The 26720-nt window shown below is 71.8% G+C and carries 24 protein-coding genes; 12 read left to right on the top strand and 12 right to left on the bottom strand.

Translation table 11 applies throughout. The features are described 5' to 3' along the window. Positions 1-29 precede the first annotated feature (29 nt). Positions 30-485, top strand: coding sequence for a thioesterase family protein (locus tag EDF19_RS01570; protein ID WP_123679199.1), 456 nt, complete (start codon positions 30-32; stop codon positions 483-485). A gap of 5 nt (positions 486-490) precedes the next feature. Here the strand turns inward: EDF19_RS01570 and EDF19_RS01565 are convergent, their stop codons facing one another. After that, on the bottom strand, positions 491-1354 hold the full coding sequence (locus EDF19_RS01565; protein WP_123679198.1) for an acyl-CoA thioesterase II: 864 nt from the start codon (positions 1352-1354) through the stop codon (positions 491-493). Positions 1355-1402: 48 nt separating this feature from the next. On the opposite strand from EDF19_RS01565, the gene EDF19_RS01560 reads away from it, so the two are divergent. Further along, positions 1403-2104: a hypothetical protein gene (locus EDF19_RS01560; protein WP_123679197.1), complete on the top strand. Its 702-nt coding sequence runs from the start codon at positions 1403-1405 to the stop codon at positions 2102-2104. A gap of 37 nt (positions 2105-2141) precedes the next feature. Next, positions 2142-2984, top strand: coding sequence for an NAD-dependent epimerase/dehydratase family protein (locus EDF19_RS01555; protein ID WP_123679196.1), 843 nt, complete (start codon positions 2142-2144; stop codon positions 2982-2984). Between the two features lie 157 nt (positions 2985-3141). Here the strand turns inward: EDF19_RS01555 and EDF19_RS01550 are convergent, their stop codons facing one another. From EDF19_RS01550 to pepN, 3 genes are all read right to left on the bottom strand, one after another. Then, entirely contained in the window at positions 3142-3546 is a 405-nt protein-coding gene (locus EDF19_RS01550) for a globin (protein ID WP_123679865.1), read from the bottom strand. Between the two features lie 143 nt (positions 3547-3689). Next, a complete protein-coding gene (locus EDF19_RS01545; RefSeq protein WP_123679195.1) occupies positions 3690-4757 on the bottom strand; it encodes a mechanosensitive ion channel family protein in 1068 nt (355 codons plus the stop codon). Between the two features lie 72 nt (positions 4758-4829). After that, positions 4830-7409 carry an aminopeptidase N gene (gene pepN, locus EDF19_RS01540; protein WP_123679194.1) on the bottom strand — a complete coding sequence of 860 codons (2580 nt, stop codon included), beginning with the start codon at positions 7407-7409 and terminating at the stop codon, positions 4830-4832. A 120-nt stretch (positions 7410-7529) separates the two neighbouring features. Between pepN and EDF19_RS01535 the strand changes: the two genes are divergently transcribed. Continuing rightward, positions 7530-8183 (top strand): DsbA family protein, encoded by a 654-nt coding sequence (locus tag EDF19_RS01535; protein ID WP_395859327.1) that lies wholly within the window; start codon positions 7530-7532, stop codon positions 8181-8183. A gap of 143 nt (positions 8184-8326) precedes the next feature. On the opposite strand, the gene EDF19_RS01530 is transcribed toward EDF19_RS01535, so the two are convergent. Further along, the gene (locus EDF19_RS01530) at positions 8327-8845 is read right to left on the bottom strand and encodes a GNAT family N-acetyltransferase (protein WP_123679192.1); all 519 of its coding nucleotides are present in this window, start codon (positions 8843-8845) and stop codon (positions 8327-8329) included. On the opposite strand from EDF19_RS01530, the gene EDF19_RS01525 reads away from it, so the two are divergent. Genes EDF19_RS01525 through EDF19_RS01515 form a run of 3 tightly spaced genes read left to right on the top strand, consistent with a single transcriptional unit; the run spans position 8844 to position 10947 of the window. After that, positions 8844-9488, top strand: a complete 645-nt coding sequence (locus EDF19_RS01525; protein WP_123679191.1) for a helix-turn-helix domain-containing protein — start codon at positions 8844-8846, stop codon at positions 9486-9488. The two genes, EDF19_RS01530 and EDF19_RS01525, sit on opposite strands and share 2 nt — an antisense overlap. A gap of 22 nt (positions 9489-9510) precedes the next feature. Continuing rightward, positions 9511-9999: a ribose-5-phosphate isomerase gene (locus tag EDF19_RS01520; protein ID WP_123679190.1), complete on the top strand. Its 489-nt coding sequence runs from the start codon at positions 9511-9513 to the stop codon at positions 9997-9999. Between the two features lie 18 nt (positions 10000-10017). Beyond that, the gene (locus EDF19_RS01515; RefSeq protein WP_123679189.1) at positions 10018-10947 is read left to right on the top strand and encodes an Fpg/Nei family DNA glycosylase; all 930 of its coding nucleotides are present in this window, start codon (positions 10018-10020) and stop codon (positions 10945-10947) included. A 7-nt stretch (positions 10948-10954) separates the two neighbouring features. Here EDF19_RS01515 and EDF19_RS01510 read toward each other — a convergent pair whose 3' ends face one another. Both EDF19_RS01510 and EDF19_RS01505 read right to left on the bottom strand, forming a co-directional pair. Beyond that, positions 10955-12424, bottom strand: coding sequence for an amidohydrolase (locus EDF19_RS01510; RefSeq protein ID WP_123679188.1), 1470 nt, complete (start codon positions 12422-12424; stop codon positions 10955-10957). Then, complete coding sequence (locus EDF19_RS01505; protein WP_123679187.1) at positions 12421-13074, bottom strand: FMN-binding negative transcriptional regulator; 654 nt, start codon at positions 13072-13074, stop codon at positions 12421-12423. Before EDF19_RS01505 ends, EDF19_RS01510 begins: the two co-directional genes overlap by 4 nt. A gap of 33 nt (positions 13075-13107) precedes the next feature. On the opposite strand from EDF19_RS01505, the gene EDF19_RS01500 reads away from it, so the two are divergent. Then, positions 13108-14511: a serine hydrolase gene (locus EDF19_RS01500; protein WP_123679186.1), complete on the top strand. Its 1404-nt coding sequence runs from the start codon at positions 13108-13110 to the stop codon at positions 14509-14511. A gap of 42 nt (positions 14512-14553) precedes the next feature. Here EDF19_RS01500 and EDF19_RS01495 read toward each other — a convergent pair whose 3' ends face one another. After that, on the bottom strand, positions 14554-15162 hold the full coding sequence (locus EDF19_RS01495) for a hypothetical protein (protein ID WP_123679185.1): 609 nt from the start codon (positions 15160-15162) through the stop codon (positions 14554-14556). Between the two features lie 102 nt (positions 15163-15264). After that, complete coding sequence (locus EDF19_RS01490; RefSeq protein WP_123679184.1) at positions 15265-16107, bottom strand: helix-turn-helix domain-containing protein; 843 nt, start codon at positions 16105-16107, stop codon at positions 15265-15267. A gap of 137 nt (positions 16108-16244) precedes the next feature. On the opposite strand from EDF19_RS01490, the gene EDF19_RS01485 reads away from it, so the two are divergent. Genes EDF19_RS01485 through EDF19_RS01475 form a run of 3 tightly spaced genes read left to right on the top strand, consistent with a single transcriptional unit; the run spans position 16245 to position 19352 of the window. Then, the gene (locus tag EDF19_RS01485; protein WP_123679183.1) at positions 16245-17795 is read left to right on the top strand and encodes a sensor histidine kinase; all 1551 of its coding nucleotides are present in this window, start codon (positions 16245-16247) and stop codon (positions 17793-17795) included. A 40-nt stretch (positions 17796-17835) separates the two neighbouring features. After that, positions 17836-18498, top strand: coding sequence for a response regulator transcription factor (locus EDF19_RS01480; RefSeq protein ID WP_123679182.1), 663 nt, complete (start codon positions 17836-17838; stop codon positions 18496-18498). Then, the gene (locus EDF19_RS01475) at positions 18495-19352 is read left to right on the top strand and encodes a DMT family transporter (RefSeq protein ID WP_123679181.1); all 858 of its coding nucleotides are present in this window, start codon (positions 18495-18497) and stop codon (positions 19350-19352) included. The genes EDF19_RS01480 and EDF19_RS01475 overlap by 4 nt, the downstream gene beginning before the upstream one ends. A 66-nt stretch (positions 19353-19418) precedes the next feature. Here the strand turns inward: EDF19_RS01475 and EDF19_RS18940 are convergent, their stop codons facing one another. Next, positions 19419-19571: a hypothetical protein gene (locus EDF19_RS18940; RefSeq protein ID WP_185022623.1), complete on the bottom strand. Its 153-nt coding sequence runs from the start codon at positions 19569-19571 to the stop codon at positions 19419-19421. Between the two features lie 102 nt (positions 19572-19673). Further along, complete coding sequence (locus tag EDF19_RS01470; protein ID WP_123679180.1) at positions 19674-19979, bottom strand: hypothetical protein; 306 nt, start codon at positions 19977-19979, stop codon at positions 19674-19676. A 258-nt stretch (positions 19980-20237) separates the two neighbouring features. Between EDF19_RS01470 and EDF19_RS01465 the strand changes: the two genes are divergently transcribed. Beyond that, positions 20238-20528 carry a DUF1905 domain-containing protein gene (locus EDF19_RS01465; protein WP_123679179.1) on the top strand — a complete coding sequence of 97 codons (291 nt, stop codon included), beginning with the start codon at positions 20238-20240 and terminating at the stop codon, positions 20526-20528. Here the strand turns inward: EDF19_RS01465 and EDF19_RS01460 are convergent. After that, complete coding sequence (locus EDF19_RS01460; RefSeq protein ID WP_260216953.1) at positions 20503-26451, bottom strand: DUF5979 domain-containing protein; 5949 nt, start codon at positions 26449-26451, stop codon at positions 20503-20505. The two genes, EDF19_RS01465 and EDF19_RS01460, sit on opposite strands and share 26 nt — an antisense overlap. Positions 26452-26720 lie beyond the last annotated feature (269 nt).

Below are 26720 nucleotides of genomic sequence, written 5' to 3'. Positions count from 1 at the left end.
CGGTGTCGAGACTGCACGCTCCGGTCCGCATGCGGTGGAGCGACATCGACGCGTACGGTCACGTCAACAACTCCGCGATGCTGCGCCTGCTCGAAGAGGCGCGCATCGTGGGGTTCTGGGGACCTGACCCGGGCGAGCGCACCGCCGACGGTGGCGTACCCGAACCGATCATCGACGGTCGTCCGGGTTCCGGCACGATGACGGTGATCGCCGGGCAGCGGCTCGAGTACCTCGCGTCGATCCCGTACCTCCGGCAGCCGCTCGACATCCAGATGTGGATCGGGCGGCTCGGGGGTGCGAGCATCGACGTCTCGTACGAGGTCTGGTCGCCGGTCGGGCAGGAGCCCGCCGAGCTGTACACACGGGCGACCACGGCGTTGGTGATGGTCGACGCCGCGACGAACCGACCGCGCCGGCTGACCGACGCCGAACGTGCGGCGTGCGAGCGCTACCTCGAGGACCCGGTGCAGTTCAGCCGTCCGTAGCGACGTCAGGGGCGGCGCGGGATCCGCATCATGCCCTCCTGGGCGACGCTCGCCAGCAGGCGGCCGTCGCGTGAGAACATCCGCCCGAACGCGAGTCCCCGGCCGCCCTGTGCGCTCGGGGACTCCTGCGTGTACAGGATCCACTCGTCGGCGCGACCGTCACGGTGCCACCACATCGCGTGGTCGAGGCTCGCGCTCTTCAGGCCCGGCGTTCCCCAGGCGACCCCGTGCCGCCGCATGATCGGCTCGAGGATCGACAGGTCACTCGCGTAGGCCAGCACGGCACGGTGCAGCGCGGGATCGTCTGGCAGGTCGCCCTGCACGCGGAACCAGACGGCCTGGTGCGGCAGCTGCTCGCCCTGGACGTCGACGAACACCGGCCCCTCGACGTGGCGGAGGTCGATCGACCGCTCCGCCCAGGCGCGGGCGACGGGATGGTCGATCGTGGACAGGACCGAGGCGGCCGACGGCAGGGACTCCGGCTCGGGGATGTCCGTCGGGAACGGCTCCTGGTGCTCCACGCCCTCGTCGGCGGTCTGGAACGACGCGATCATCGAGAAGATCGGCACGCCGTTCTGGTACGCCTGCGCCCGTCGGGTCGCGAAGGACCGGCCGTCGTGGACACGCTCGACGCCGAACGTGATCGGCACCTCGATGTCGCCCGGACGCAGGAAGTACCCGTGCACGGAGTGGATCGGGCGCCCGTCGATGGTCGACTGCGCCGCGACGATGCACTGGGCCAGGACCTGGCCGCCGAACACGCGGCCGTTCGGGGACCAGTGGTTCACCCCGGTGAGGATCGTCTCGCGGGTGCTCGCGCCGGTGTCCTCGAGACGGAGGGTGTGCAGGAAGTCGGGTTCGCCGTTCACGTCCTGCAGTCTACGAACCCAGGCCGCGCCGGTAGGATCGGACCCGACATGGGCACCTCGTTCACGCTTCCCGACGCCGCCTCACTCGGTGACCTCCGCACGTACCTCGGACGTGCCGCTCGGATCGAGGACGGCTCGGTGCGACTCATCGCCGACTCCGGGGTCCTCGCCGTCTACACCGCGATCCTCTACCCCCTCGGGCTGCTGGACGAACTCCCCACGGTGCTCGGCCTCCGGACGTTCTCGCTCACCGAGCCGGCGACGATCGACGTCGTGGTGCCGCTGCAGTCCCTGCTCGAACGGCTCCGGCTGCTCGCGGAGACCCAGGACGCCGAGCACGCCGAGGGTGCCGACCCGACCCGCGCCACCCCGATCGAGGTCGAGCTCCCGCACGAGGTCCACACCGTGACCTGGGCAGCGATCTCGCCGCCGCGCGGTGGCTGGGTCCCGCTGCCGGACATCTCCCCGGAGCTGCTCCGCCGCGCGACCCGCGACGGCATCGCCGAGGTCGCCGACGCGGTCCCGACGAACGCGGGCGAGGCGATCGTCCGCAAGGTCCGTTCCGAGGTCTGGGGCCGTCCGGTCCCCGGCATCGAGCACCTGCCCGCCGGCGCCGGCTTCGCGGGGGAGAGCCTCGGGTTCCTCGGGCACGACCCGGTCCGGTTGTTCGAGACCGGTCCGTGGAGCCGTCTGACGACCTCGCGCGGCCACGTGCTCGTCAAGCGTCGCGCCTGGACGCTGAACCTGTAGTCCACGTCCCGCCCACCCTGCGTGGTTGGCTCGGACCATGCACGTCTTCCTCACCGGCGCGTCCGGCTACATCGGTTCATCGGTCCTCCGCGCTCTCTTGGCCCACGGACACGAGGTCACCGCCATCGTCCGCTCCGACCAGAAGGCGCAGGCCGTCCGCGACGCTGGTGGGCAGGCGTTCGTCGAGGACGTCACCGACACCGAGGTCGTCGAGCGGCTGCTGCACGAGTCCGACGGCGCGGTCCACACCGCATCCGCGCCGGAGGTCGATCCCGACTTCGTCGCCACGGTCATCCGTGCGTACTCGGGCACCCCGAAGCCCTTCGTGCACACCGGCGGCATCTTCACCTTCGGCAACTCCACGGACATCTCCGAGCAGTCGCCGATCGACCCGCCGGAGCTGACCTCGTGGCGGACCCCCAACGAGGCGACGCTGCGGGCGAGCGACGTCCGGACCACGATCGTCGCGCCGGGGATCGTGTACGGACGCGGTGCCGGCATCCCGTCGATGTTCGTCGGTGACGGCGAGCAGCCGGTGCCCCTGGTCGGTGACGGTTCGCAGCGCTGGACGACGGTGCACGTCGACGACCTCGGTGCGCTCTACGCACTTGCCCTGCACCGCGGTGAGCAGGAGGGGTACGTCGTCGCGGCCACCGGGGACAACCCGACGGTGCGCGAGGTCGCCGAGGCCGGTGCACACGGGTCGCCGGTCGTGGCCGAGAGCGTGGACGCCAGCCGCGAGCGTCTCGGAGCCGCCTACGCCGATGCGCTGCTGCTCCACCAGGAGGCCTCCGGGGCACACGCCCGCTCGGCCTTCGGGTGGGACCCGACCCGGCCGACCCTCGTCGAGGACCTCGCGAGCGGCTCGTACGTGCGCTGAGACGCCGGCGTCTCGCGGGATCTGGACGGGGGACAGGCGGACGGGAGGCCCGTGGCGGCGCCGCCACGGGCCTCCCGTCCGTTCCGTGGTCGCCCACAGAGCGTGACCCGGCGAGCAGCGCGCGACCCGGCAAGCAGCGCGTCAGCGCGTCAGCGCGTCAGTCGAACGTGTTCGTCATCGCGTGCGCCGCGCGGTCGAGGTAGGCCCAGAGCTCGGCCTCGTCGAGGGGAGCGAGCTCGAGGGACTCGACGGCGTCGCGCATGTGGTGCAGCCAGCGCTCCCGGGCCTCCGGAGTGACGCGGAACGGCATGTGGCGCATCCGGAGCCGGGGGTGCCCGCGCTCCTCGCTGTAGGTGCCGGGCCCGCCCCAGTACTGCTGGAGGAACGCGGACAGGCGCCAGATCGCACCCTCGAGGTCGTCGGCCGGGTACATCGGCCAGATGACGTCGTCCTGCTGCACCCCCTCGTAGAACCGGCGCACGAGCCGGTCGAACGTGGGCGCACCGCCGATGCGGTCGAACAGCGAGCCGGTCGCGGAGACCCCGTGCTCACCGACCCGCAGCGTGATCGGCTGCGCCGGCACTCCGGGGACAGCCGGCACTCCGGGGACAGCCGGGACTCCGGGGACAGCCGGGACTCCGGGGACACCCGGGACTCCGGGGCCGACCGGGAGACCGGTGGTGCCGGGAGGGGAGGTCGGATCGGTCACTGCGGGTCCTTCCCACTGTCGGGCTCGTCGGTGCGGATCGGCTGCCCGAGCAGGTTCCGACGGGTGCGCCGGGGCTTCGTCGGCGCCGGCGTCGGCTGCGTCCGCACGGTGCGGAGGCCGTTGATCGAGGTGGCGTTCTCCCAGCCCTCCGGCATGATCATCGCCATCGCGGGGAGGGTGATGCCGAGCTCGTCGACCGCGTGCTTCAGACGCGACCGGAGCTCACGGCCGACGACGTCGAGCTCCGAGGCGCGGGTCTTCACGACGAGCCGGAACACCATGCCGGCGTCGGAGATGGACTGCAGGCCCCAGATCTCCGGCTTCTCGACGATGCGCTGCCGCCAGCGGGGCTCCTGCGACATGGTCACCGCGGCCTTGAGCAGGGCGTCCTGCACGGCGTCGATGTCGGTGTCGTACGGGACGGTGATGTCCACCAGGACCCGCGACCAGCCCTGGGACAGGTTGCCGACCCGCAGGATCTGCCCGTTCGGCACGAACCACAGGATCCCGTTGACGTCGCGGATCTGCATGACGCGCAGCCCGACGTTCTCGACGACGCCCGTCGCCTGCCCGGTGTCGACGACGTCACCGACGCCGGCCTGGTCCTCGAGGATCATGAAGACCCCGGACAGCAGGTCCTTGACGATCGACTGCGCACCGACCGCGAGGCCGGCAGCGACGAGCGACGCCCCGCCGACGATGCCGACGGCGGCGTTCGGGAGCACCTGCGGGATGATCACCGCGAGCGCGATGATGACGACCGCCACCGTCGCGAGGTTCTCGAGCACGCTGCCGAGGGTGCGGGTGCGCTGGACGACGCGGGCCGTCTGGACCGGGGAGGCGATGAGCGCCTGCGTGTCCGTGGCGCCCTGTCGCTTCTTGACGCCGTTCACGATGCGGTCGACGACCTGCTTGATCGTGCGGCGGAGGATGAGTCGGACGACGATGGCGACGAGCACGGTCACCACGATGACGATCGGGATGCGCCAGGTGGTCACGAACTCGGTGAACGAGTTCGAGACCCACTTGGACGCTTCGTCGGTCGAAGCAGCGAGGAAGATCATCCGGACGATCGTAAGGGGCGGGGCCTCGGCATCCCTGGAGGAACGCCAAGACCCCGCCGTGTCACCTGTGCGTCAGGCGTCCGCTGCCTGGACCCGGAGTGCGCGCTCCGTGCCGGCCACGCTCTCGGACACGATGCGTCGGAGCGCCGGGGTCTCCGGGTGCTCCTCGAGCCACGCGGTCGCCGCGTCACGCAGTTCGGCCGACGCGAGCGGTGCCGGGTAGAGGCCCGAGACGATGGTGTCGGCCATGTGGTAGCTGCGCTCGGCCCAGATGCGGGTCAGGACCTCGAAGTACTTCGGCACGAGGCCTTCGAGCACCACCGGGCTGTTCACGTGCTGGAACCCGACCGTGGTCTGGCGCACGATCGCGTTCGGCAGCTCGGACGAGTCGACCAGCGACGAGAACGCGGCGAGCTTGCCCTCGGCCGTGGGGATCGTCGCGCGGGCGCGGGCCGCGGCCTGCTCACCCGACGCGGTCTTGTCCGCGGCGAGCTCGGCGTCGACCTCGGCGGCACCGGCGGCACCGGCGAGTACTAGGCCCTCGAGGAGCTCCCAGCGCAGGTCGGTGTCGATCTCCAGGCCCTGCAGCGTGACGGAACCGTCGCGCAGCCCGGCGAGGGTGGCGACGTGCTCCGGCGTCGACGCGATCTGCGCGAAGAACTTCACGAACTGGAACTGCGCGTCCGAGCCGGCCTCGGCCGACGCCGCGAGCTGCCAGAGCGTGTCGCCCACGGTGCGGACCGTCGCGTCGACCTTCGACGGCGCAACGTAGTTGCGTGCGGTGAGCAGCAGCTGCGAGAGCGTGGTGCGGATCGTCGTCGACTCGGTCTCGGTCGCGATGTTGCCGAGCACGAGCCGGACGTAGTCGCTGGCGGGCGACTCGGCGTCGCGGGTGGCGTCCCACATCGCACCCCACACGATCGAGCGGGCGAGCGGGTTCGCGATGGACGCGAGGTGCTCGATCGCCGTGCGGCGCGAGTGCTCGTCGAGACGGATCTTGGCGTACGCCAGGTCGTCGTCGTTGAGCAGCACGAGGTCGCCGCGCTGCACGCCGACGAGCTCGGGGACCTCGGTGCGGGGTCCGTCGACGTCGATCTCGACGCGGTGGACCCGCTCGAGCTTGCCGCCGGCGGACGCCGTGTCGGCCCCGAACGGTGCCGACTCGTCGTTCCGGAACGCGTAGACGCCGATCGCCAGACGGTGCGGGCGGAGCGTCGGGTGGTCTGCCGGCGCCTCCTGCAGGACGGCGAAGGCGGTGATCGCCCCGGACTCGTCGGTCTCGATCTCGGGACGCAGGGTGTTGACGCCCGCGGTCTCGAGCCAGAGCTTCGACCACTCGGACAGGTCACGGCCGCTGGTCGCCTCGAGCTCGACGAGCAGGTCGCGCAGCTCGGTGTTCGAGTGGTGGTGCTTCTTGAAGTACGCGGAGACACCGGCGAAGAACGCGTCGATGCCGACCCACGCCACGAGCTGCTTCAGGACGGAGCCGCCCTTGGCGTAGGTGATGCCGTCGAAGTTGACCTGGACGTCCTCGAGGTCGTTGATCGTCGCGACGATCGGGTGCGTCGAGGGGAGCTGGTCCTGGCGGTAGGCCCAGGACTTCTCCATCGCCTGGAACGTGGTCCACGCCTCGGTCCACTCGGTGGCCTCGGCGGTGGCGATCGTCGACGCCCACTCGGCGAAGGACTCGTTGAGCCAGAGGTCGTTCCACCACTTCATCGTGACGAGGTCGCCGAACCACATGTGCGCGAGCTCGTGCAGGATCGTGACGACCCGGCGCTCCTTGATGGCGTCGGTGACCTTCGACCGGAAGACGTAGGTCTCGGTGAAGGTCACGGCGCCCGCGTTCTCCATCGCACCGGCGTTGAACTCCGGCACGAAGAGCTGGTCGTACTTCTCGAACGGGTACGAGACGTCGAACTTCTCCTCGTAGTAGGCGAAGCCCTTCTTCGTGATGTCGAACACGTACTCGGGGTCGAGGTACGAGGCGAGCGACTTCCGCGCGAAGACGCCGAGCGGGATCGTGCGGCCGTCGCGGCTCGTCAGCTCGTCGCGAACGACCTCGTACGGGCCGGCGACGAGCGCGGTGATGTAGCTCGAGATCTTCGCCGTGGGCGGGAACGACCAGGTCGCGTCCTCACCGTCGACGTGCGGCTCGGGGGTGGGGGAGTTCGACACGACCTGCCACCGTGACGGCGCCGTCACGGTGAAGGTGAACTCGGCCTTGAGGTCGGGCTGCTCGAACACCGCGAACATGCGGCGGGAGTCGGGGACCTCGAACTGGGAGTACAGGTACACCTCGTCGTCCACCGGGTCCACGAAGCGGTGCAGCCCCTCGCCGGTGTTCGTGTACAGCGCGTCGCTGACGACGACGAGCTCGTTCTGCTCCTGCAGGTCGTCGAGCTGGATCCGGACGCCGTCGTTCACCGCGTCGACGTCGAGCGCGGTGCCGTTCAGCGTGATCGAGTGCACGGTCTTCGTGATCGCGTCGATGAACGTCGAGGCGCCGGCGGTCGCGGTGAACCGCACCACCGTGGTGCTGCCGAAGGTCTCGGCGCCGCGGGTCAGGTCGAGCTCGACGTCGTACGTCTGCACGCTGACGATGCCGGCACGTTCCTGGGCTTCGGTTCTGGTGAGGTTCTCTCCGGGCACGGACGCTCCATCTTCGCTGGGACGCGGACGATCGATGTCCGCGCGGGGGAGTCCCGCACGGCGTCGTGCACCGGCGGGACGGTGGGTTCCAGCCTAGCGACGCCGCGTACGCTCGCCAGCGTGACCGACACGACTGTGGACAAGACGACCGAACCCGCCACCGAACGCACGACCGTGGAGTTCTGGTTCGACCCCAACTGCCCGTGGGCCTGGATGACGAGCCGCTGGGTCGGCGAGGTCGCCGAGCACCGCGACCTCGACGTCACGTGGAAGGTGATGAGCCTGTTCGTCCTCAACGAGGACCAGGACATCCCGGACGAGTACCGGGAGCGGATCCACAAGGGCCAGCTCTACCCGCGCATCGTCACGGCAGCGCGGCTCCGGCTCGGCCAGGACATCGTGAAGCCGCTCTACGACGCCCTCGGTGAGCACGTCCACCACCGCCAGGAGCAGGACCCCGAGCAGGTCGTCCCCGCGGTGCTCGCGGAGCTCGGCCTCGACGCTGACCTGCTCGAGTACGCCTGGACGGACGAGGTCGACGCCGCGGTGCGTGCGAGCCACCAGGACGGCATCGACCGCGTCGGACAGGACGTCGGCACGCCCGTCATCGCGGTCGCCGGTACCGCGTTCTTCGGACCGGTCATCTCCCCGGCGCCGAAGGGTCAGGAAGCGCTCGACCTGTGGGACGGCGTCGTCGGCGTCGCGAAGTACCCCGGCTTCTTCGAGCTCAAGCGCTCGCGCACGGTCGGCCCGGTCTTCGACACCACCGACTGACCCCGGGCCCGCCTGTTGCGCCCCGCCACGGGCATTGCGCCCCGAAGAGTCGGGGCGCAACGCCCGACACGGGGTGCAACCCCGCCGACTGGCTCGCGAACGACGGCCGGGAGGCCCGTGGTGCGCCCGCCCCTCGGCTCGCGTCAGACGAGGGGCAGGCGCATGAGCGTCAGGTCGAGCCAGCGGTCGAACTTGCGTCCGACCTCGGGCACGACCGCGACCGTGGCGAACCCGAGCTTCTCGTGCAGCGCGATCGACCCGGTGTTCGTGCTGCAGATGCCGGCCATCATGACGTGCCGGCCCTCGGCGGTCGCCTGCTCGACGAGTGCCCGCATCAGCGTCGAGGCGATGCCCCTGCCGCGGAACGACTCGACCACGTAGACGCTGTGCTCGACGGTGAGCCGGTACCCCTGGTGCGGCCGCCACTGCGAGTACGTCGCGTACCCGGCGACGACCCCGTCGACCTCGGCCACGACGACCGGGTACCCGTCGGCCCGGCGCTCGGTGAGCCACGCGTCGAAGTACGGGCGCGGGTGCGGCTCCTCCTGCCAGATGGCGGTGGAGTGCAGGACGGCATCGACGTGCAGTGCGTGCACGACGTCGAGATCGGCGGGGGTGCAGTCGCGGATCACGGCGCCGTTCGTCGCATATGCTGTCGTCATGTCTCACATCGTAGACGACCCGACGGTCGCCGACGCAACCGCCCTCGACGACGACGTCGCCGCTGACGATCAGCGCGCCCTCGGGGAACGGCTCCAGCGCCTCCGCACGGAACGGAAGTGGAGCCTCACCGAGCTCGCCGAGGAGTCCGGTGTCTCCCGCGCCATGATCAACCGCGTCGAACGCGGGGTGTCGAGCCCCACCGCGACGATCCTCGGCCGGCTCTCCGGCGCGTTCGGCCTGACGATCTCGCAGCTCCTCGACGACGCACTCGAGCACGAGGTGCCCAGGGCGACCGACCCCGACGACGCACGCGGCATCCAACGTGGCGCGACCGCGGACTCGTGGACCGATCCCGACACCGGGTACCGCCGCCGTCCGGTCTCGAGCGCGACCTTCCCCGTGGACGTCACCGAGGTGCGCCTCCCGGCCGGCCGCGAAGTGGCGTACCCGGCGTCCGCGTACGCGTTCCTGCGCCACTGCATCTGGGTGGTCGAGGGCGTGCTCGAGCTCGTCGTCGGCGGCGAGCCGACGCGGCTCGCCGCGGGCGACCGGATCGAGCTCGGCGACCCCGCCGACGTGGTCTACCGGAACCCGGGCGAGGTGCCCACGCGGTACGTCGTCGTGGTGGTCAGAGGGCAGTAGTCGCAGGAATAGGATCGGTCCCATGCGCATCCACCTCGGAACGGACCACGCCGGCCTCGAGTTCAACAAGACCCTCGCCACGCACCTCACCGAGGCCGGGCACGAGGTCGTGGACCACGGTCCGACCGAGTACGACGCGCTCGACGACTACCCCTCGTTCTGCATCAACGCCGCGCACGCCGTCGTGCAGGACCAGCGTGCGGGTGTCCAGGCGCTCGGCGTCGTGTTCGGCGGCTCCGGCAACGGCGAGCAGATCGCCGCGAACAAGGTCGAGGGCATCCGGGCCGCGCTCGTCTGGAACGAGTCGACCGCGCTCCTCGCCCGCCAGCACAACGACGCGAACGTCATCTCGATCGGCGCGCGCCAGCACACCGAGGAAGAAGCCATGCGGTTCGTCGACCTCTTCATCGCCGAGCCCTTCTCCGGCGAGGAACGGCACGCCCGCCGCATCGCCCAGCTCGCCGAGTACGAGCAGACGGGGCACATCGCCGGTAAGCAGATCGACGAGTAGCAGGAGTACCAAGGACGCATGCCCGAGGGTCACTCCGTCCACCGCATCGCCAACCAGTTCTCCCGGCACTTCGTCGGCAAGCGCTGCGAGGTGTCGAGTCCGCAGGGCCGGTTCGCCGCCGGGGCCGCGCAGCTCGACGGCAAGCGCATGATCGCGGCCCGGGCCGTGGCGAAGCAGATGTTCCTCGAGTTCGAGGGCGACCTGTTCCTCCGCGTCCACCTCGGGCTCTACGGCGCGTGGGACTTCGCCGGCGACCTGTCGACCGCCACCGGGCTGTCCTCGGACGCCGACGGTGAGGAGTCGCTGACCTCGATCGGTGCTCCCCGCCTGGCGCGGTACCGGATGGCCGAGCAGGAGAAGGTCGAGGACCCGATCGAGTCCTTCCCGCCGGACCCCGTCGGGCAGGTCCGCGTCCGGATCCTCACCGAGGACACCGTCGCCGACCTCCGCGGTCCGACCGCGTGCGTGGTGGAGACCCCGGCCGAGGTGCAGCGTGCCCTCGACAAGCTCGGCCCCGACCCGATGAACGACGACGGCCCCGAGGCCGAGAAGACCTTCGTGGACAACGTCCGGAAGCGGAACGTCGCCATCGGCCAGCTGCTGATGGACCAGGCCGTGGTGAGCGGCATCGGCAACATCTACCGGGCCGAGCTGCTGTTCCGGCAGCGCATCGACCCGTACAAGCCGGGCAAGAAGATCACCGTGAAGCAGGCGAAGGCGCTCTGGCAGGACTGGTCGAAGCTGCTGCACGACGGCGTCCGCGACGGCCTGATGATGACGATGGACGGCCTGTCCGACGCCGAGTACGAGAAGGCGCAGCGGTCGCGCAAGGACCGGCACTGGGTGTACCACCGCCAGGGTGAACCGTGCCGGGTGTGCGGCACCGAGATCCGGATGGCGGACATGGCCGGCCGGAAGCTCTACTGGTGCCCGAAGGACCAGAAGTAGCGCCCGCTCAGAGTTCCCGGTAGGTGAAGCGTCCGGCGACGGCGGTCGCCAGCACCCGCATCGCGCGCAGTCCGGCGGACGACGACGCCAGCGGGTCGGACTCGACGAGCACCAGGTCCGCGAGGTCCCCGACGGCGACGCCCACACGCCCGTCGGTCGACCCCCGCCACGCGGCGAGCGCCGACATCCGCTGCTCCGGGTGCCAGGGTTCGCGCCCGTCGCGGTCGCGTCCGACGGCCGCAGCCATCGAGATCCACGGGTCGAGCGGGGCGACCGGTGCGTCCGAGCCGAGCAGCAGCCGCGCGCCGGCACGCTCGAGCGCGGCGAAGGGGAACGCCCGGTCGGTGCTGCCCGCCCAGTGCCGGTCGGCGATGTCCCGGTCGTCCATGGCGTGCTCGGGCTGCACCGACGCCGCGACCCCGAGCCGCGCGAACCGGTGGACGTCGGTGTCGACCAGCAGTTGCGCGTGCTCGACGGTGCCGCGGGTGCCGACGGTCTCGAAGACGTCGAGGGCGAGGGTGTTCGCGCGGTCGCCGATCGCGTGGATCGCGGGGACGAGTCCGGCGTCGACGGCGCGGCGGGTGATCGCCACGAGTTCGTCGAACGGCCAGGCGAGGACCCCGGAACCGTCCGTCATCGCAGCGGTCCGGGTGCCGAGCGAGCCGTCCGTCACCACCTTGAACGGGCCCATCGTGAGCAGGCCCCTGGTGCCGTCGACGACGTCCCCGGTGCGGAGGCCCCGGCCGATGACGTCCTCGAGCTCGGTGGCGTACACGCCGGACGAGACCCGGAGGGCGTCGGCCCCGGCGTGGATCCGGCGGCGCCACCGGTCGAGCCCGAAGCGCATCTCCAGGTCGACGATGCCCGTCACACCGCGGGCCGCGGCGGCCTCGACCGCGTCGGCGACGTAGCCGTCGAGCAGGTCGTCCGGCACCTGCGAGAGCGCCCCGGTCACGTCGAACGCGTCCTGCTCGCGCAGGACGCCGTCGTCGCCCGTCTCGAGCGGTCGCCCGACGACGGCGGAGAAGTACTCGAGTGCGAGGGCGTTGCACCAGACCGCGTGCAGGTCGCCGCTGATGACGACGGTCGGGAGGCCCGGTGCGGCCTGGTCGAGCAGCTCGCGTCGTGCAGGGGTCGGCCACAACCCGTCGCGGTAGCCGTGTCCGATCAGCACGCGGTCCGTCACGCCGGTGCGTGCGACGTCGGCGAGGAGGGCCGCGGTCGACTCCGCGGAGTCGCAGGTGGACACGTCGACACGGCGGCGGACGAGCGCCCACTGGTCGAAGTGGGTGTGGTGGTCGCGGAGGCCGGGGCCGAGCCACGCGCCGGCGGCCTCGACGACCTCGGTGTCGGGCCCGGTCGGGTCGAGGGTGCCGGTCGGTGCGATCTCGGAGACGCGACCGTCGACGATGCGGACGTCGGCAGGGGCCCCGGAGGTGCCCACCCTGCGGACGGTGCGGAGCAGGATCTCGTTCATCGAGCCTCCAGGCCGTCGACACGCGCAGCGTGCGCTCGTTCCATCTCGTCGGCGAGTGCCGGCGACGCGTAGGGGCCGTCGCCGCGCAGCCCGGCGACGATGCGCTCGACGACCTCCGGAGCCTTGTTCTGCGACAGCTTCGCGCGGGCGTCGAACCGGGTCACGCGGATGCGGATCCCCACGGTGCCCTTCGCCATCCGGCGGGCGGTCTCCTCGTCGACCTCGAGCGACACCGGCTCCGGCATCTCCCGCTCGAAGTGGTCGACGAGTTCGCCGAGCACCCGGAAGTTCTCTTCGTCGGACAGGATCTCCGGCGTGCCCCACAGGTGCGCGGTCACGTGGTTCCAGGTCGGGACGAACTGCTCCGGCGGGTACCAGGCGGGGGAGACGTAGCCGTGCGGGCCCTGGAAGACGACGAGGACCTCGTGGCGGCCGAGCTCGTGCGCCACTTCGTCCGGTCGGCCGACGTGCGACACCAGGACGATCTCGTCGGGGTCGTCGTCCGGCCCCGGCGTCTCGAGCAGGACCGGGTAGTGCGACGCGACGATCCCGGCGTCGGTGTGCGACACGATCGTGGCCCACGGGTTGCCGTCGACGAGCCGCTTGACCTCGCCGACGTCCGTCGTCAGGAAGTGGGGTGTGTGCCGCATGGATCGAGCGTGGCACATGGAAGGCTGGAGCACATGTCGAACCGCGCCGCACTCGAGTCCGTCCTGCCGTACGTCCGCGAGTGGGTGTCGTACAAGGTGTGGCAGCTCCGGGTGCCGGGCGTGCAGGTCGCGATCGGGTACCGCGGTGAGGAGCTCTTCTCCGAGGCCTGGGGGTACGCGGACGTCGAGGCCGGGCGACGCCTCACGACGAGCGACCTGTTCCGGATCGCGTCGCACTCGAAGACCTTCACGGCGACCGCGCTCCTGCAGCTCGCCGAGCGCGGCTCGCTGCGGCTCGACGACACCGTGGGGACGTACGTGCCGGCACTCGTCGACGGTGGGTCCCCGCTCGCCGACGTGACGGTCCGCGAGCTCATGGAGATGGGCGCCGGCGTCATCCGCGACGGGCACGACGGCGACTACTGGTCGCAGCTGCGGGCGTTCCCGGACGAGGCGGAGCTGCTGGCGCTCGTGCTCGACCGCGGGCAGAAGGTGCCGGCCGGGTCCTCGTTCAACTACTCGAACCTCGGGTACTCGCTGCTCGGGCTCGTCATCGCCGCGGTCTCGGGGAAGTCGTACAACGAGTACGTCCGGGCGGAGATCACCGAGCCGCTCGGCCTGACGAACACCGGCCCGGACTGGGACCCGTCCCGCGCGGACGACTTCGTGGTCGGGTACTCCGGCTTCCACACCGCGCGCACCCGGCACCGGCTCGACCACGTCGACACCCGGGCGATGGCAGCGGCGACGGGCTTCCACGGCACTGCGTCCGACCTGGTCCGGTACTTCTCCGCGCACGTGATCGGGCAGGGCACGCTCCTCGACGACCACTCGAAGCGCCTCGCACAGCGCACCGCCTGGCGCTCGGCCGACACCGCCGGTCCGAAGGGGTACGGCGCTGGTTTCATCACCGAGCAGATCAACGGCCGTGAGGTCCGCGGACACTCCGGCGGCTTCCCCGGCCACATCACCCAGTCGCTGTTCGACCCGGCCTCGGGGCTCGTCGTGTCCGTGCTGACCAGCGCCGCCTCGGGCCCGGCGACGCTCCTCGCGACCGGCATCGTGCAGCTGCTCGACGCAGCGGCGGACGAGCACGCCGAGGGGACCCCGATCCCGGCGGACGTCGATGCGGACACCTTCACGGGCCGCTTCGCCAACCCGTGGGGCGTCACCGACGTCGCCCGCATCGGGGAGCGCCTGCTCGAGATCGATCCCACTGCGCCGGCCCCGCTCGAGTCGCCGACCCGCCTCGAGGTCGTCGACGCGGACACGCTGCGGATGACGCACGGGTCCCGGTTCGCGTCGGTCGACGAGGACGTCACCTACGACCGGGGCACCGACGGCACCGTGCGCGCGATCCGTGGAGGTGGCGGCATGACCTCGGAGCCGTGGTCGATCCCGGAGGAGACGCCCGAGGTCGCCGCCGGTCTCGCCTGAGGGTCGCGGCGGTCGCGACGTCGGTCACGGTCGCTCCCTGGGTCAGCGCACCTCGGCGGAAGCCCAGAGGGCGCCGGCACCCTGGCCGACCGTCCGGAGCAGCGGCACGGCGACGAGCACGGCTGCTGCCAGGTACGCCACGGCCTGCAGCAGCCCCGGGACCGAGAGCACGACGCCCAGCGCCGTCTCCGGGATCGTCAGGATCAGCGCCGTGCTCGACAGCAGCGCGGTGACGAACCACAGTGACGCCGCCACGGTGACGATCCACCCGAGCGTGCGCTGTCCGCCCCGTCCGCCCTGTCCGCGCTGTCCGCCCTGATCGCCGCGGATCGTGAGCACGCCGAACGCGATGAGTGCCCCCTGTGCCACGACGAGGAGCACCTCGGTCGCCCAGCCCGGCGCGGGCCACAGCAGCGCGAACGCGACCGCCGAGGCACCGAAGGCCAGCGCTCGACGGTCCCGAGCACGCGATGCGGCGACGAGCACGAGCACCCCCGCGAGCCCGGCCAGTACGGTGCCCACGAGCAGCACGCCCCGCGGCAGGTCCCACGGTGCGAGCCAGATCGTCCCCACCAACCCCCTCGCGCCGAACACGATCGCCGCGACCAGTGCCGCGGCCGAGACCACCCGAACCCCCGTGATGTTCTGCATACCCGGACCCTACGCGGTGTCGCGCGTGCCGGGGAAGGGCATGTTCATTCTGTTCGCTGACGCTTCTGGTGCAGGATCCCCGGGGATCGTGCACCAGAAGCGTCAGAACCTCCGGAGGACATGCGTCTCCGGCGGCACGACGCGTCGCAGCGCTCGCCGCATCGATGCCGTGGTGCTGAACCCGAAGTGCTGCGCCACCTCCGCAGGGGCGGCCCCATCGGCGAGCGCCGTCCGGACGGCCAGGCTGCGGAACCATCGTCCGAGCTGCGCTGGTGTCCGCCCGGTCGTCGCTGCACAGCGGCGCTCGAACGTGCGTTCCGACATCCGCACGCCGTCGAGGAGTTCGACGGTCGTGTGTCGCACAGCGCCGTCGAGGAGCCGGTCGAGCACCCTCGCCACGCTGTTGTCACCGAGCATCGGCGGCGGGTTGTCACGGAGCACCGTCGTGACGACGAGCCGCGCGAGTGCGTCCTGCTGCGCGCCGTGCCACCGACCACCGTCGAGATGGCCGATGTGCCGGAGTGCCAGCACGACATCAGGTGCCGGTGCCCCGGGCGGCTGGGTCGTGGCGAGGCTCGGGAGCGCGAGGGCTTCGTCGGCGAGCGGGCCGAGGGTCGCCGTGCCGGTGTGGACGCCGGTGTAGGAGAACAGCGCCTCGTGCGGGAACTCGTACTGCGGTGCGACCCGGGGCGGGCCGCACCGGTCGGCATCGGTCCCGATCGACAGCATCCGGTGTCGCTCGACGAGCGCCGCACCGCCGGCCTCCAGGACCGTTGCTCCGTCGCCGCGGTGGATCCAGATCGCCGTGTGCAGCGTCGCGACCCAGACGTGTGTCCCGGTCGTGTGCAGGTCGAACGTCCACCGCTCGTCGTCGGAGCGGATCTCCGCGCCGGAGCCGACCACGAGTCCGACGGCGTCGATCAGCGCCCGGAGTGCATCACTCATCGGACGAGCATGTCCGGTCGGCGTTGCGTCGACAGTCGCCCCGGACCGATCTGTGGAGAGGGAGGGGGGGATAACCCCACCCAGGGTGGGGAGAGGGCAGGATGGGGGAACGGCCCCGGGATCGCGAGGCTGGAGCCATGACCGACACCGACCGCCTCGACCAGGCGCGAACCGTCCCGCTGGACGACGTCACGCCCTCGCCCGACCAGGCCCAGACCGTCCCGCTGGGCGACTCCGTCCCACCTGGAGCCACCAAGCCGATGCCGCAGTACCCGCGCCAGCACGACCACCGGACGCCGCCGGCGTCGTGGGGTGCGACTCCGCCGATCGGCTCGGTGCCGGCGGGCGGCCGTGGGTCGGGCTCCGGCATGACCGCCGGTGCGTTCTACCGCGACGCCTGGAAGCGCCTGCCACGGGACTTCGGGTACATGGCGTTGACGGCGGTGCTCCTCTGCACGCTGTACTTCGCGTTCCCCGCGGCGATCTTCGGCGGCGGGTTCCGCGACCTCTTCAACCCGTTCGTCCTGCTGATGTTCTTCATCGCGTTGTTCGTGGCGCGGTGGCTCGGGCAGTTCGAGAAGCGTCGCATCGGCTGGGCCGACAAGCGCCCGATCCGCCCGGTGGACTGGACGCCGCGCTGGCAGCAGAACTGGTGGACGCGGACGGGCTCGGCGGTCGCCAACCCGCACTACTGGCTCTACCTGCTGCACGCTGCGGTCGTGTACCCGATGGCCGCGGTGTTCACCGTCGGCGCGGGCGCACTGCTGCTCGCCGGGTTCGTCTGGCCCATCGCCCTCGGTGGCGTGTACCTGCTCAACAACGTCCGCATCGGGTACTTCCCGGAGGGCCTCGGGTTCGTGACCGGTGTCGGCTTCCTCGGGCTGCTGTCGATGGCGGCGTCGGTCGTGCTGCTGCCGCTGTGGGCGCGGGCGTCGGTGATCGCGCACTGGTGGATCGACTTCGGGCTGCTCGGTGGGTTCCGTGCCGAGGTGCTCGAGCGCCGCGTCGCCGGGCTGCAGGCGTCCCGAGCCGGTGCGGTCACCGCCGAGGGACAGGCCCTGCGCCAGATCGAGCGCGACCTGCACGACGGTCCGCAACAGCGGCTCGTCCGGCTCCGGATGGACCTGTCCGCTGCCGAGCGCGCGTTCGACAAGGACCCGGTGAAGGCGAAGCAGCTCATCGGCGAGGCCTCGGAGCACGCGCAGGACGCCCTCGACGAGCTGCGCGCCCTGTCCCGCGGGTTCGCGCCGCCGATCCTGCTCGACCGCGGCCTGGTCGCCGCGCTCGAGGCCCTCGTCGCCCGCACCCCGATCCCGGTCGGTCTCGACATCCGCCTGCCTGAGGGCCTCGAGCTCGCGACCGAGATCCAGCGGAACGTGTACTTCACGGTGAGTGAACTCCTGACGAACACGATGAAGCACGCTCGTGCGACCACCGCCGGGGTCTACCTCGGGCTCGTGGTTGACGCCTCCGGGCTCTGGTACCTGACCGTCAGCGTCACCGACGACGGCCGTGGCGGTGCCCGCCCCCAGGAGGGTCACGGCATCGAGGGCCTGATCGGTCGCATGCGTGCCCTCGACGGCGACCTCGTGGTCGCGAGTCCCGAGGGCGGTCCCACCGAGGCCACCGCACGGATCCCGCTCGGCGCGCTGAACGGGATCCCGACGGCGGGGCAGCAGCGGTCGTGACACGGCCGGGGGCGTCTTCGCTCCCACTAGGCTGATCGGCATGAGCGACGGCCCGGGTGCAGCACGCATCCGGGCCGTCGTCGTCGACGACGCCGTCCTGCTCCGCGAAGGACTGGCACGGGTGCTCGACGAGGCCGGCATCGAGGTCGTCGCGCAGTTCTCCGACGCCCGGTCGTTCCTCGCGACGCTGCCGGACGGCGCCCCCGACGTCGTGGTGATGGACGTCCGGATGCCGCCGACCTTCACCGACGAGGGCGTCCGCGCCGCCGTCGAGACCCGACGCATCGCACCCGGCACCGGCGTCCTGCTGCTGTCCCAGTACGTCGAGGCCACCTACGCCGAGGACGTCCTCGCCGCCGGTGCCACCGGCATCGGGTACCTGCTCAAGGACCGTGTCACCCGCCTCGAGGAGATCGACGACGCCGTCCGCCGGATCGCCGCCGGTGGGACCGTCCTCGACCCCGAGGTCGTGACCCAGCTGATGAGCCGCCGCCGAGACCCGCTCGCCGCGCTGACGCCCCGCGAACGCGACGTGCTCGGGCTGATGGCCGAGGGGCGGACGAACGCCGCCATCGCCCGCGCCCTGGTCATCGGGACCGGCGCGGTCGAGAAGCACGTGTCGAGCATCTTCGGCAAGCTCGCGCTCGAGGACACCGGCGAGGACCACCGCCGCGTGCTCGCCGTGCTGGCCTACCTGGGATGAACCGCGTCCCCGCGCCGCTGCTCGCGCTCACCGCGATGGTGTCCGTGCAGCTCGGCGCCGCGATCGCCAAGACCCACTTCGACGACGTCGGCGCCGTGGGCGCCGCCACGCTCCGGCTCGTCATCGGCGCGATCGTCCTCGCCCTGGTCGTGCGGCCACGCGTCCGGCACTGGACCCGCGCGCAGTGGCTCGGCGCCGTGGGCCTCGGGCTGGCGCTCGGCGGGATGAACGTCTTCATCTACCTGTCCTTCGCGAGCATCCCGATCGGGGTCGCGGTGACGATCGAGTTCCTCGGACCGCTCGCCCTGTCGCTCGTGCACACCCGCCGGTGGCGTGACGCGTTGTGGGCGGTGCTGGCGCTCGCCGGGGTGGTCCTGCTCGGCGTCGGACCGTCCGCCGTCACCGAGGTCGGTGGCGTCGTGTGGGCCGTGCTCGCCGCGGCGTGCTGGGCGGGCTACATCGTGATGAACCGGCACGTGGGTGCGGCGATCCCCGGCGTCGACGGACTCGTGGTGTCGATGGTGGTCGCGATGCTCGTGTCGTTGCCGTTCGGGCTGCCCGCCGCGGTCGACGGCGTGGTGCGCGAGCCGGTGCTCCTGGTCGTCTTCGGCGCCGTCGCCGTGCTGTCGAGCGTCCTGCCGTACGCCCTCGAGATGCTCGCGCTCCGGCGGATGCCGACCCGGGTGTTCGGCGTGCTGCAGAGCCTCGGCCCGGCGATCGCCGCGCTGGCCGGCCTGGTCGTGCTGCACGAGGGACTGTCGGTGCTCGAGACCGTCGCGCTGGCGTGCGTCACCGCCGCGAGCGTCGGCGTGACGCTGTCGGCGCGACGCCGACGTGCCCAACCGACCCCGTGAACGAAGAGGAGGCCCGGATCACGTTCCGTCCGTTCGGAACGTGATCCGGGCCTCCAGGAAGACCGCCTACTCGTCGCGCAGGAAATCTGCGTACGTGGGCTCCGTGTGCTCCCCCGAGAGGAGGGCGGGATCGTTGACCCGCCGCTCGACGTAGGCGCTGATGACCTCGGGTGGGGTGAGCACGTGGGCGACCCAGGACGGCACCGCTGCGTTCTTCATGGTGCCTCCTCACGGTCACGGCACCCGGGACCGAATGCCTCGATCAGTGAGTTACTTGCCGAACCGCTGTTCACTGAACGATCCTCGGGCGTGGGCCGGAAGTCAACGCGATGCGTTCTGCGGACTCCGGAGGGTCCGGTGCTTCACGGCCGATCGCCACACCCACGCCTCGGCCTGCTGCCCGAACTGCGCCCACTCGACGAGCACGGCGTCGCGCGTCCAGCTCTTCGCGAAGGCCTTCACGCGGACGTGGAAGGTCGGGAACTGGATCCATGCCCAGACCGGCACCGGCGTCACCGCGTGGCAGACGTCGGGCCCCCGGGCGTCGTCGGACAGCGAGTAGGCGCGCGGACGTTCGACCTCCGGGTGCTCCGGGGGCTGCCACCGGTTCTCGCGACGCCGTCCCACGACGGTATTCGAACGTGTGTTCGAACGGCAGTCAAGTCGGCCGCGTGCGATCGGCGCGCGATGTGGACGTGCTGGGCGTGTCGGGTCAGCCCCGAGCGCGGGCGGTGGCGGGACGTCCTACGGTGCGAGGTTCCGAACACGGTGCGGGGCGAAAGCCGCTGCACGGTGCGCGGAACCTCGCACCGTGTCGCGGGCGACCTCGCACCGTGTCGCGGGCGACCTCGCACCGTGCGAGGTCCGCCGCCGTACGATCGCGGCATGGAGCTCGAGTTCCGCGGTGAGGTCATCGAGTGGCGCGGACCGTCACCGTTCTTCTTCGCGATCGTGCCGCCCGAGGCCGCCGAGGTGATCGCGGACCTCGCGCCGATGCTCACGTACGGCTGGGGCGTCATCCCCGCGCGGGTGACGATCGGCACCGTGACCTGGACGACCTCGTTGTTCCCGAAGGACGGCGGCTACCTCGTGCCGTTGCGGGCCGCGGAGCGCCGACGTGCTCGGGTGGAGCTCGGCGACGCTCCGCAGATCACGCTCGAGTTCGACGGGCCCTGAGCCGGAGGAGCAGCCCGGAACCGAGCAGGAGTCCGGCGACCACGAGGAGCGACACGAGTGCGCCGCCGTCCACGCCGGTGAAGGCGAGGCCCGTGCCGGGGCCGGCGGCCGATCCGCCCGGGTCACCGGGCACCGCAGGTGCCGGGGTCGGGGTCGGGGTCGGGGTCGGGGTCGGCGGTGCCGGTGTCGGCGGAGCCGGCGACGGTGGCGTCGGTGCGATGGCGTAGGTGTTCGTGATCGTCACCACCTGCGTCGTCGGGACCGCGTCGTCGGCGGTCCCTGGCGTGAGCACGGTGACGGTCCCCGGCGTGACGGACCGTGCGATCTCTCCGTGGGAGCCGAGCGGGCCCTGTTCCGAAACGACGCACGACGCGCCGACCGGGATCCCGTCGACCCTCGCCTCCAGGCCGCCGTTCCGGGTCAGCGCGACCGACGCATCCTCACCCATGTCGACGTCGACACCGGCCACGGTGCACCTGACGTCCGCGTCGAACCGGTCCGGCGCGTCCGACGCGCCCGGACCGGTGAGCTCCTTGCGGACGAGGAGCGGCCCGGCGCTCGGCGCGACGCCGACCTTCACCGGTGCCTGCGCGATGGGGAGCGCGCCGTTCGCGAGCGTGACCGTCGTACCCACCTGGTCGTACGCGACCTGGTCCCCGAGTGGGACGCTGGCGGGGACGCCGTCGGCGTGCGCATCCGACGCGGGGGTGTTCGTCGTCCGGTAGTCCGCCGTGACGGTGCCGCCGGGGCCGACGCCGCCCGGGGTCCGCACGTCGACGACGACCCGGATGCCGGTGACCGCGGCCCAGTCACCCGTGTACGCGGAACCGTCCGTCCAGTCGTTGCCGTCGCACGTCGTGTCGGCCGGCCAGGTCGTCCCGGCCGGGGTGGCGCAGACGTCGGCGTCGGTGGTGACCTGCCAGACCGAGGTCGCGCCGTCGGGCGCCTGGACGCGGACACCGAAGTCGCCGTCGAGGACGGGGCGGTACGTGCTGCCGCGTGCCGAGCCGGTCGCGAGGAGGACGTCACCCGGTCGGGGCAGCGCATCGACGAAGGTGACCGTGTCCTGGTTGACCGTGCCGGTGTTCCGGGCGCGCAGTCGCCACTCGTCCGTGCCGCCGACGCGGGTGCGCGCCGTGCACGGGGGCAGGAAGAACCCGTCGTCGTCCGGGAGGCAGGACGGGTCGGTCGCGCCGGAGACGATCGGGTCGACGACGTCCCCGCGCACGGCCTTCGTGGTGAGGAGCGCCGGCCCCGGGGTCGGCTGCACGAAGTTGCTCGTGCCGCACTCGGTGGCGTCGAGCCCGGTGAGCACACCCTGGCCGTTCCCCGAGGTGTTGGTGCACCCGTCGAGGTCGTCCCCGGTCACCGCGACGACCTCGTTGGTCGCACGCTCACCCTCCTGCAGGCCCGGTTGCAGGACGAGGGGGATGGTGACGGTGAAGACCTCGTCCGGGGACATCCGGTCGCCGTCGTCGGGCCAGGTGAAGGTCACGGTGCGCCCGGCGTCGTCCGCCGCGGTCCGTACGTCGGTGGACAGGGTGCCGCCGTCGGACGTGGCGAAGGTCGGGTCGGAGCCGTCCCAGGTGAGCAGGGCAGGAAGCTCGTCGCGGACCGACGAGAGCGTGATGATGCCCGTCCCGGTGTTCCGCATCGTGATGGTCCAGGGGACCGGGCTGCCGACGGCGACGGTGTGCTGGTCGTTGCGGGGCGCCTTGGCGACGTCGAGGACGTGCGTGCCGGGATCGAGCACGAGGTCGTCGTCCGCCGTCGCAGTGGCATCCGGGAAGAGCGTGTCGTCGGTCCGGTGCGCCGTCACGTCGCTCGTGTCGGACACGGTGCCCGGGAACGCGACCGCGCCGCCGTCCCGAGCCGTGGCGAGGAGGCGGACGTGCAGCACCGCCTCGGCCGTCCACGGGGTCGGCGGCGTGGCGTGCGAGAGGACGTCGCCGTCCGCGCGGTCGAACACGAACCGGATGCCGGTGACCGCCGCGAGGTCGGACGTCGGCAGCGAGGCCGCCGACGAGGCCGTGCCGAGCAGCCAGTCGTCGGAACCGTCGAGGCGCACGTCGACACGGACCCGGTCCGCGCCGGCCGGGAACGTCACGTCGGCCGGGGAGAACGCGGTGAGGCGGACGTCGTCCCAGAACGCCGGGTCGACGTCCGCGATGGTCACCGAGTTCGGCGCGACCGTGGCGTCGTCCCCCTGGGACGCACCGAGCGCAACGTCGACGGGGGTGTCTCGTTCGGCTTCCAGGAGCCGGTCCGGCGTGATCGTCTTGGTTGCGTCGACGTCGAGCACACCGCGTGCCAGCCGGACGTCGGCCGACGCGGTGTCCGTGGGGGTGCTCGTCTGCCCGGACGGCGCGAGGACGGGGTCGTAGGACTGCGAGAACGCACGGTTCGTCACGGTCGTCGCTGTGACGGGGACCGCGGGGAGGCTCCGGAGGGTCGTCCGCAGTTGGGTGTGCATCGTCATCACGAGCGGGGAGCCGGCGCTGATCGTCCCGCCCGTCGTGGCGGGGTCGGTGCCCTGGTAGACCACGCTCACCCCGACCACGTCCGCGAGTGCGTCCGCCGTCGCGGCGCGGGCCCCGGACACGGTGGTCGTGCTCGTGCGCAGCGTTCCGTCCGCAGCGCGGTGCAGCAGGGTGACGACGGAGGCGTCGGCATCCACCTGCGCCGTGTCGAACGAGAAGTCCAGACCGGTGAGCGTGAAGCGTTCGAACGGGTTCGCGGGACCGAAGGCGGCTTCCGCGAAGGGGTCGGCTGCCCAGTCGTCCGCTTCGCTCGTGCACGCCGCGACCGTCGACGGCGTGCAGGGCATCGGATCGGTGACGCGGACGTACGAGGCGCGGGACGCCGACTCGTTCGCCGCGGTCACGGTGACGTCGTTCGTCGGGTAGTCAGCGGCGGGGACGTCACCCCGAGCGGGGACGGGGAGGACGTCGTGTTCGGAGCGCTTGTCGACGGACACGAGCGGCGGCCGGTCGAGGAGGACGAGGTCGTCCTGCGCCGTCGCGGTGGTGTCCCCGTCCGCGGTCTCGCCCGTCACCTCGACGGCGTTGCGGATCGATCCCGGCGCGGTGAGGTTGTACTCCGTCGTGCCGTTGACCCACCGGCTGTCGGCGGAGGACGGATCACGGAGCTCGTTCCGGAGGCGCCACGTCAGGTCGAAGTCCCGCGGCGTGGTGCTCGTGGCGATGCCCGAGCCCGGGACCGGTCGGGTGGGATCGGTGCTCGCGGTCCGTGCGGCGTCGTCGGGCACCACGGTGATCCGGATCCCGGTCGTCGCCGAGGACTCCCCGGCGGTCAGCGTGTAGCCGACGAACCCGGAGCCGTCGACCCACCCGCCGGACGGGGCGGGCACCGTCGACCAGGCGCCGTCGGCGAACAGCTCGACGGACGAGACGGTGTCCCACCGCCACAGGCCGTCGGAAGTGAGCGGCACCGGAGCGACGGCGCGCAGGTCGAACGCCTGGAAGGCGGTGTCCGCCGGGTCGTCCGGGTCGCCCGCCGGGTCGGTCACCGTGATGGAGTCCGTGCCGGTCGCCTGCGCACCCCACTCCAGCACGCTGCCGACCGTCTCGCCGGACTGGCTGTCGACGGTGGTGCGGTCGGTCGTGAAGTCGGTGCCGGTCCAGCGCTTCCCCGCGATGACGGAGCCGTCGCCGCTGGTCGTCTCGATCGCCGCGTCGGCCTCGGCGTCGACGACGTCACTGGTGATCGTCGTCCCACCGGCGACGGAACCCTCGCCCTGCGCCGTGGCACGGTTGGTGTAGCTCGTGGGACCCGCGTCCGGGGTGCTGGTCGGATCGCCGCCGTACCGTTGATCGGCGCGCGCCTGCGCGACGACGTTGGGCTGCACGGAGGTGCCCTGCGGGAAACCGTCCGGGTCGCTGAAGACGAACCGCAGACCGGTGATGGACCCCTGCAACCCGGCGGGGATCGTGCCGGAGAACGTCGTCGGGCCCGTGGCGGGCAGACCGTCGAGCGGGAGCGCCTGCCAGGTCGCGCCGTCGTCGGTCGTGTACTCGATCGTCAGGGTGGCCCCGTCCGGCACCTGGGTCGGCGCGATGGCCACCGGGTCGAAGGCGTTCCAGAACGAGGCGTCGTCGTGCGGCGTCGGTGCGACGTCCTCGACCGTGATGGTCGTCGGGGTCACGAACGCCGAGTCGGTGCTAGTGGTCGCGGGCAGCTGCGCGACGACCGTGCCGCCGGGCGCGATCGGCTCCTGCGGGCTCAGTGACTTGTCGAGCGCGATGTCGATGTCGGGCTCGAAGACGTCGAGCCGCGCGACGGCGCTGTCGCTCGCGCTCGCGTCACCGTTCGTCACCGTGGTCCGAGCCGTGTTCGTGGTCGCGAGCGGTCCGTCTCCGGTGACCGCGTCGGCCGACGCGTCGATGCGGAAGGGGACGGTGACGGACGACCCGGCGTCGATCGGTCCGTCGTAGTCGATCGAGAAGCCGGTCACCCAGGTACCGTCCGGCGGCGTCACCGACGGAGTGGAGCCGTCGGTGAACGCGTCCGTCCGGGTCGTACCGTCACTGAAGTGCCACGTGATCCGGGCCCCGGACGCGGTCGCCGGGTACACGAGCGGCGCACTGAACCCCGCGAAGGCGACGTCGGCGGTGAAGTAGTCCAAGTCGCTGACGGTGAGCTGCTGGACGGGACCGTCCGAGCCGTTCGTCGCCGTCAGGGTGCCGACCGCTGACGCGCCGGCCGGGACACGCGCGGGGTCGATCGACTTCGTGAGGGAGGCGGCGAGGCTCGTGGGTGTGACGGTGTGGTCGGCGGACGCGTCGTCCGTGACCGGGTCCTGCCCCGGGACCGCGACCGTCGCGCTCGAGGTGTTCGTACGGGTCCAGCCGTCGTCGAGGGCGGCGTCGGTGTCCCGGTCCGTCGCACGCTGCGTCACGTCGAGCTGCACGGTCGCCGGTGGGTCGCCCGGCGTGAGGACGGCGCCGTCCTCGGCGGTGAACGTGTACCGGAGCCCGGCCACCTGGTCGTCCGTGACGCCCGGTGGCAGCGCGGCCGAACCGGGCGGTGCCGGGCTGCCGGGGACCCAGCGGTAGGTCCTGGTCGCGGGGTCCAGGACGTAGGCGTCGACCTGGACAGCGGTCGCGCCGGCCGGGGCCGTCACGGTACCCGGGCCGGTGGCGTCCACGAACCGGAACGGGTTCGTGTCGGACAGCGCGGTCGCACCGTCCGGCGCGTCCGCCGGGTCCTGCAGGACGATGGAGTCCGCCGGGGTGTTCGACGTGTTCGACGCGGACAGCGCGATCGTGGAGTCCGCGCCGGGGGAGTACCGCTCGGTCGTCGGCGTCCAGGACTTCGACGTCGCGACGTCGACGGTGGTGGGGACGTCGACCACGACCGACGCGCTGCTCGTCGAGGTCGTGGCGTTGTCCGCGGTGCCGGTCCCGGTGTTCGTGATCGTCTGCCCGTTGTACGGCCAGGTCGGCGGGAGGTCCTGCGGCACACGGAGCGTGATCGTGAGCGTGTACGCCTGCCCGGCGGCGAGACCGGTGGAGCCGTCGGCGAGGGGCTCGACGAACTGCACCGCGCCGGTGCACGGGGGATCCGTGGTCACGACGCTCGGGGGAGTCCCGCCGCAGCCGGTGGAGCTCACGACCCACGCCGGGGCGGCCGGCGGCGCCGGGTTCGGCGGGCTCGCGCTGAACCCGACGATCTCGAAGCCGGCGAGCTCCGCCGGCAGCGTGTCCTCGATGCGGGCGTCGACGCAGTCGGCGTCGTCGCACCCCAGCCGGATCGTGAAGGTGAACTCGTCGCCCGGGGCGAGCGTGGCGCTCTTGCCGCCGTCCACGAGCTTGTTCACCTCGAGCGCGGCGGGGTCGGCCGCGGCGGCCGGCAGTGCGGTTGCCCACACGGTCCCGACCCCGAGCAGGACGACGGCGGACATGGCGGTCACCCACCGCAACGTGCTGAACCGACCCATCGCCTCGTCATCCCCTCGTCGATCGGCCCAGCCTCTGCCTGGTGGTCCGGGCGATGCGCCATCCGGATCGGGTGATCTCCGCCGCCGTGTCGCGCAGATCGCCCGATCCGGGTGGTGCCCCGCGTTCGGGCGGACCGGTAGACCAGTCGCCACACCACCACTCGTGAGGGAGCACGACCCGTGAACCGGTCCGCTGCGGACGGGATCACCCATGAGCACCAGCGCCGACGAAC

It is taken from the genome of Curtobacterium sp. PhB115, from assembly GCF_003752025.1.
Lineage (GTDB): Bacteria > Actinomycetota > Actinomycetes > Actinomycetales > Microbacteriaceae > Curtobacterium.
The sequence above is the reverse complement of the archived record's forward strand: the minus strand, read 5'-3'. Positions and strand labels throughout refer to the sequence as shown.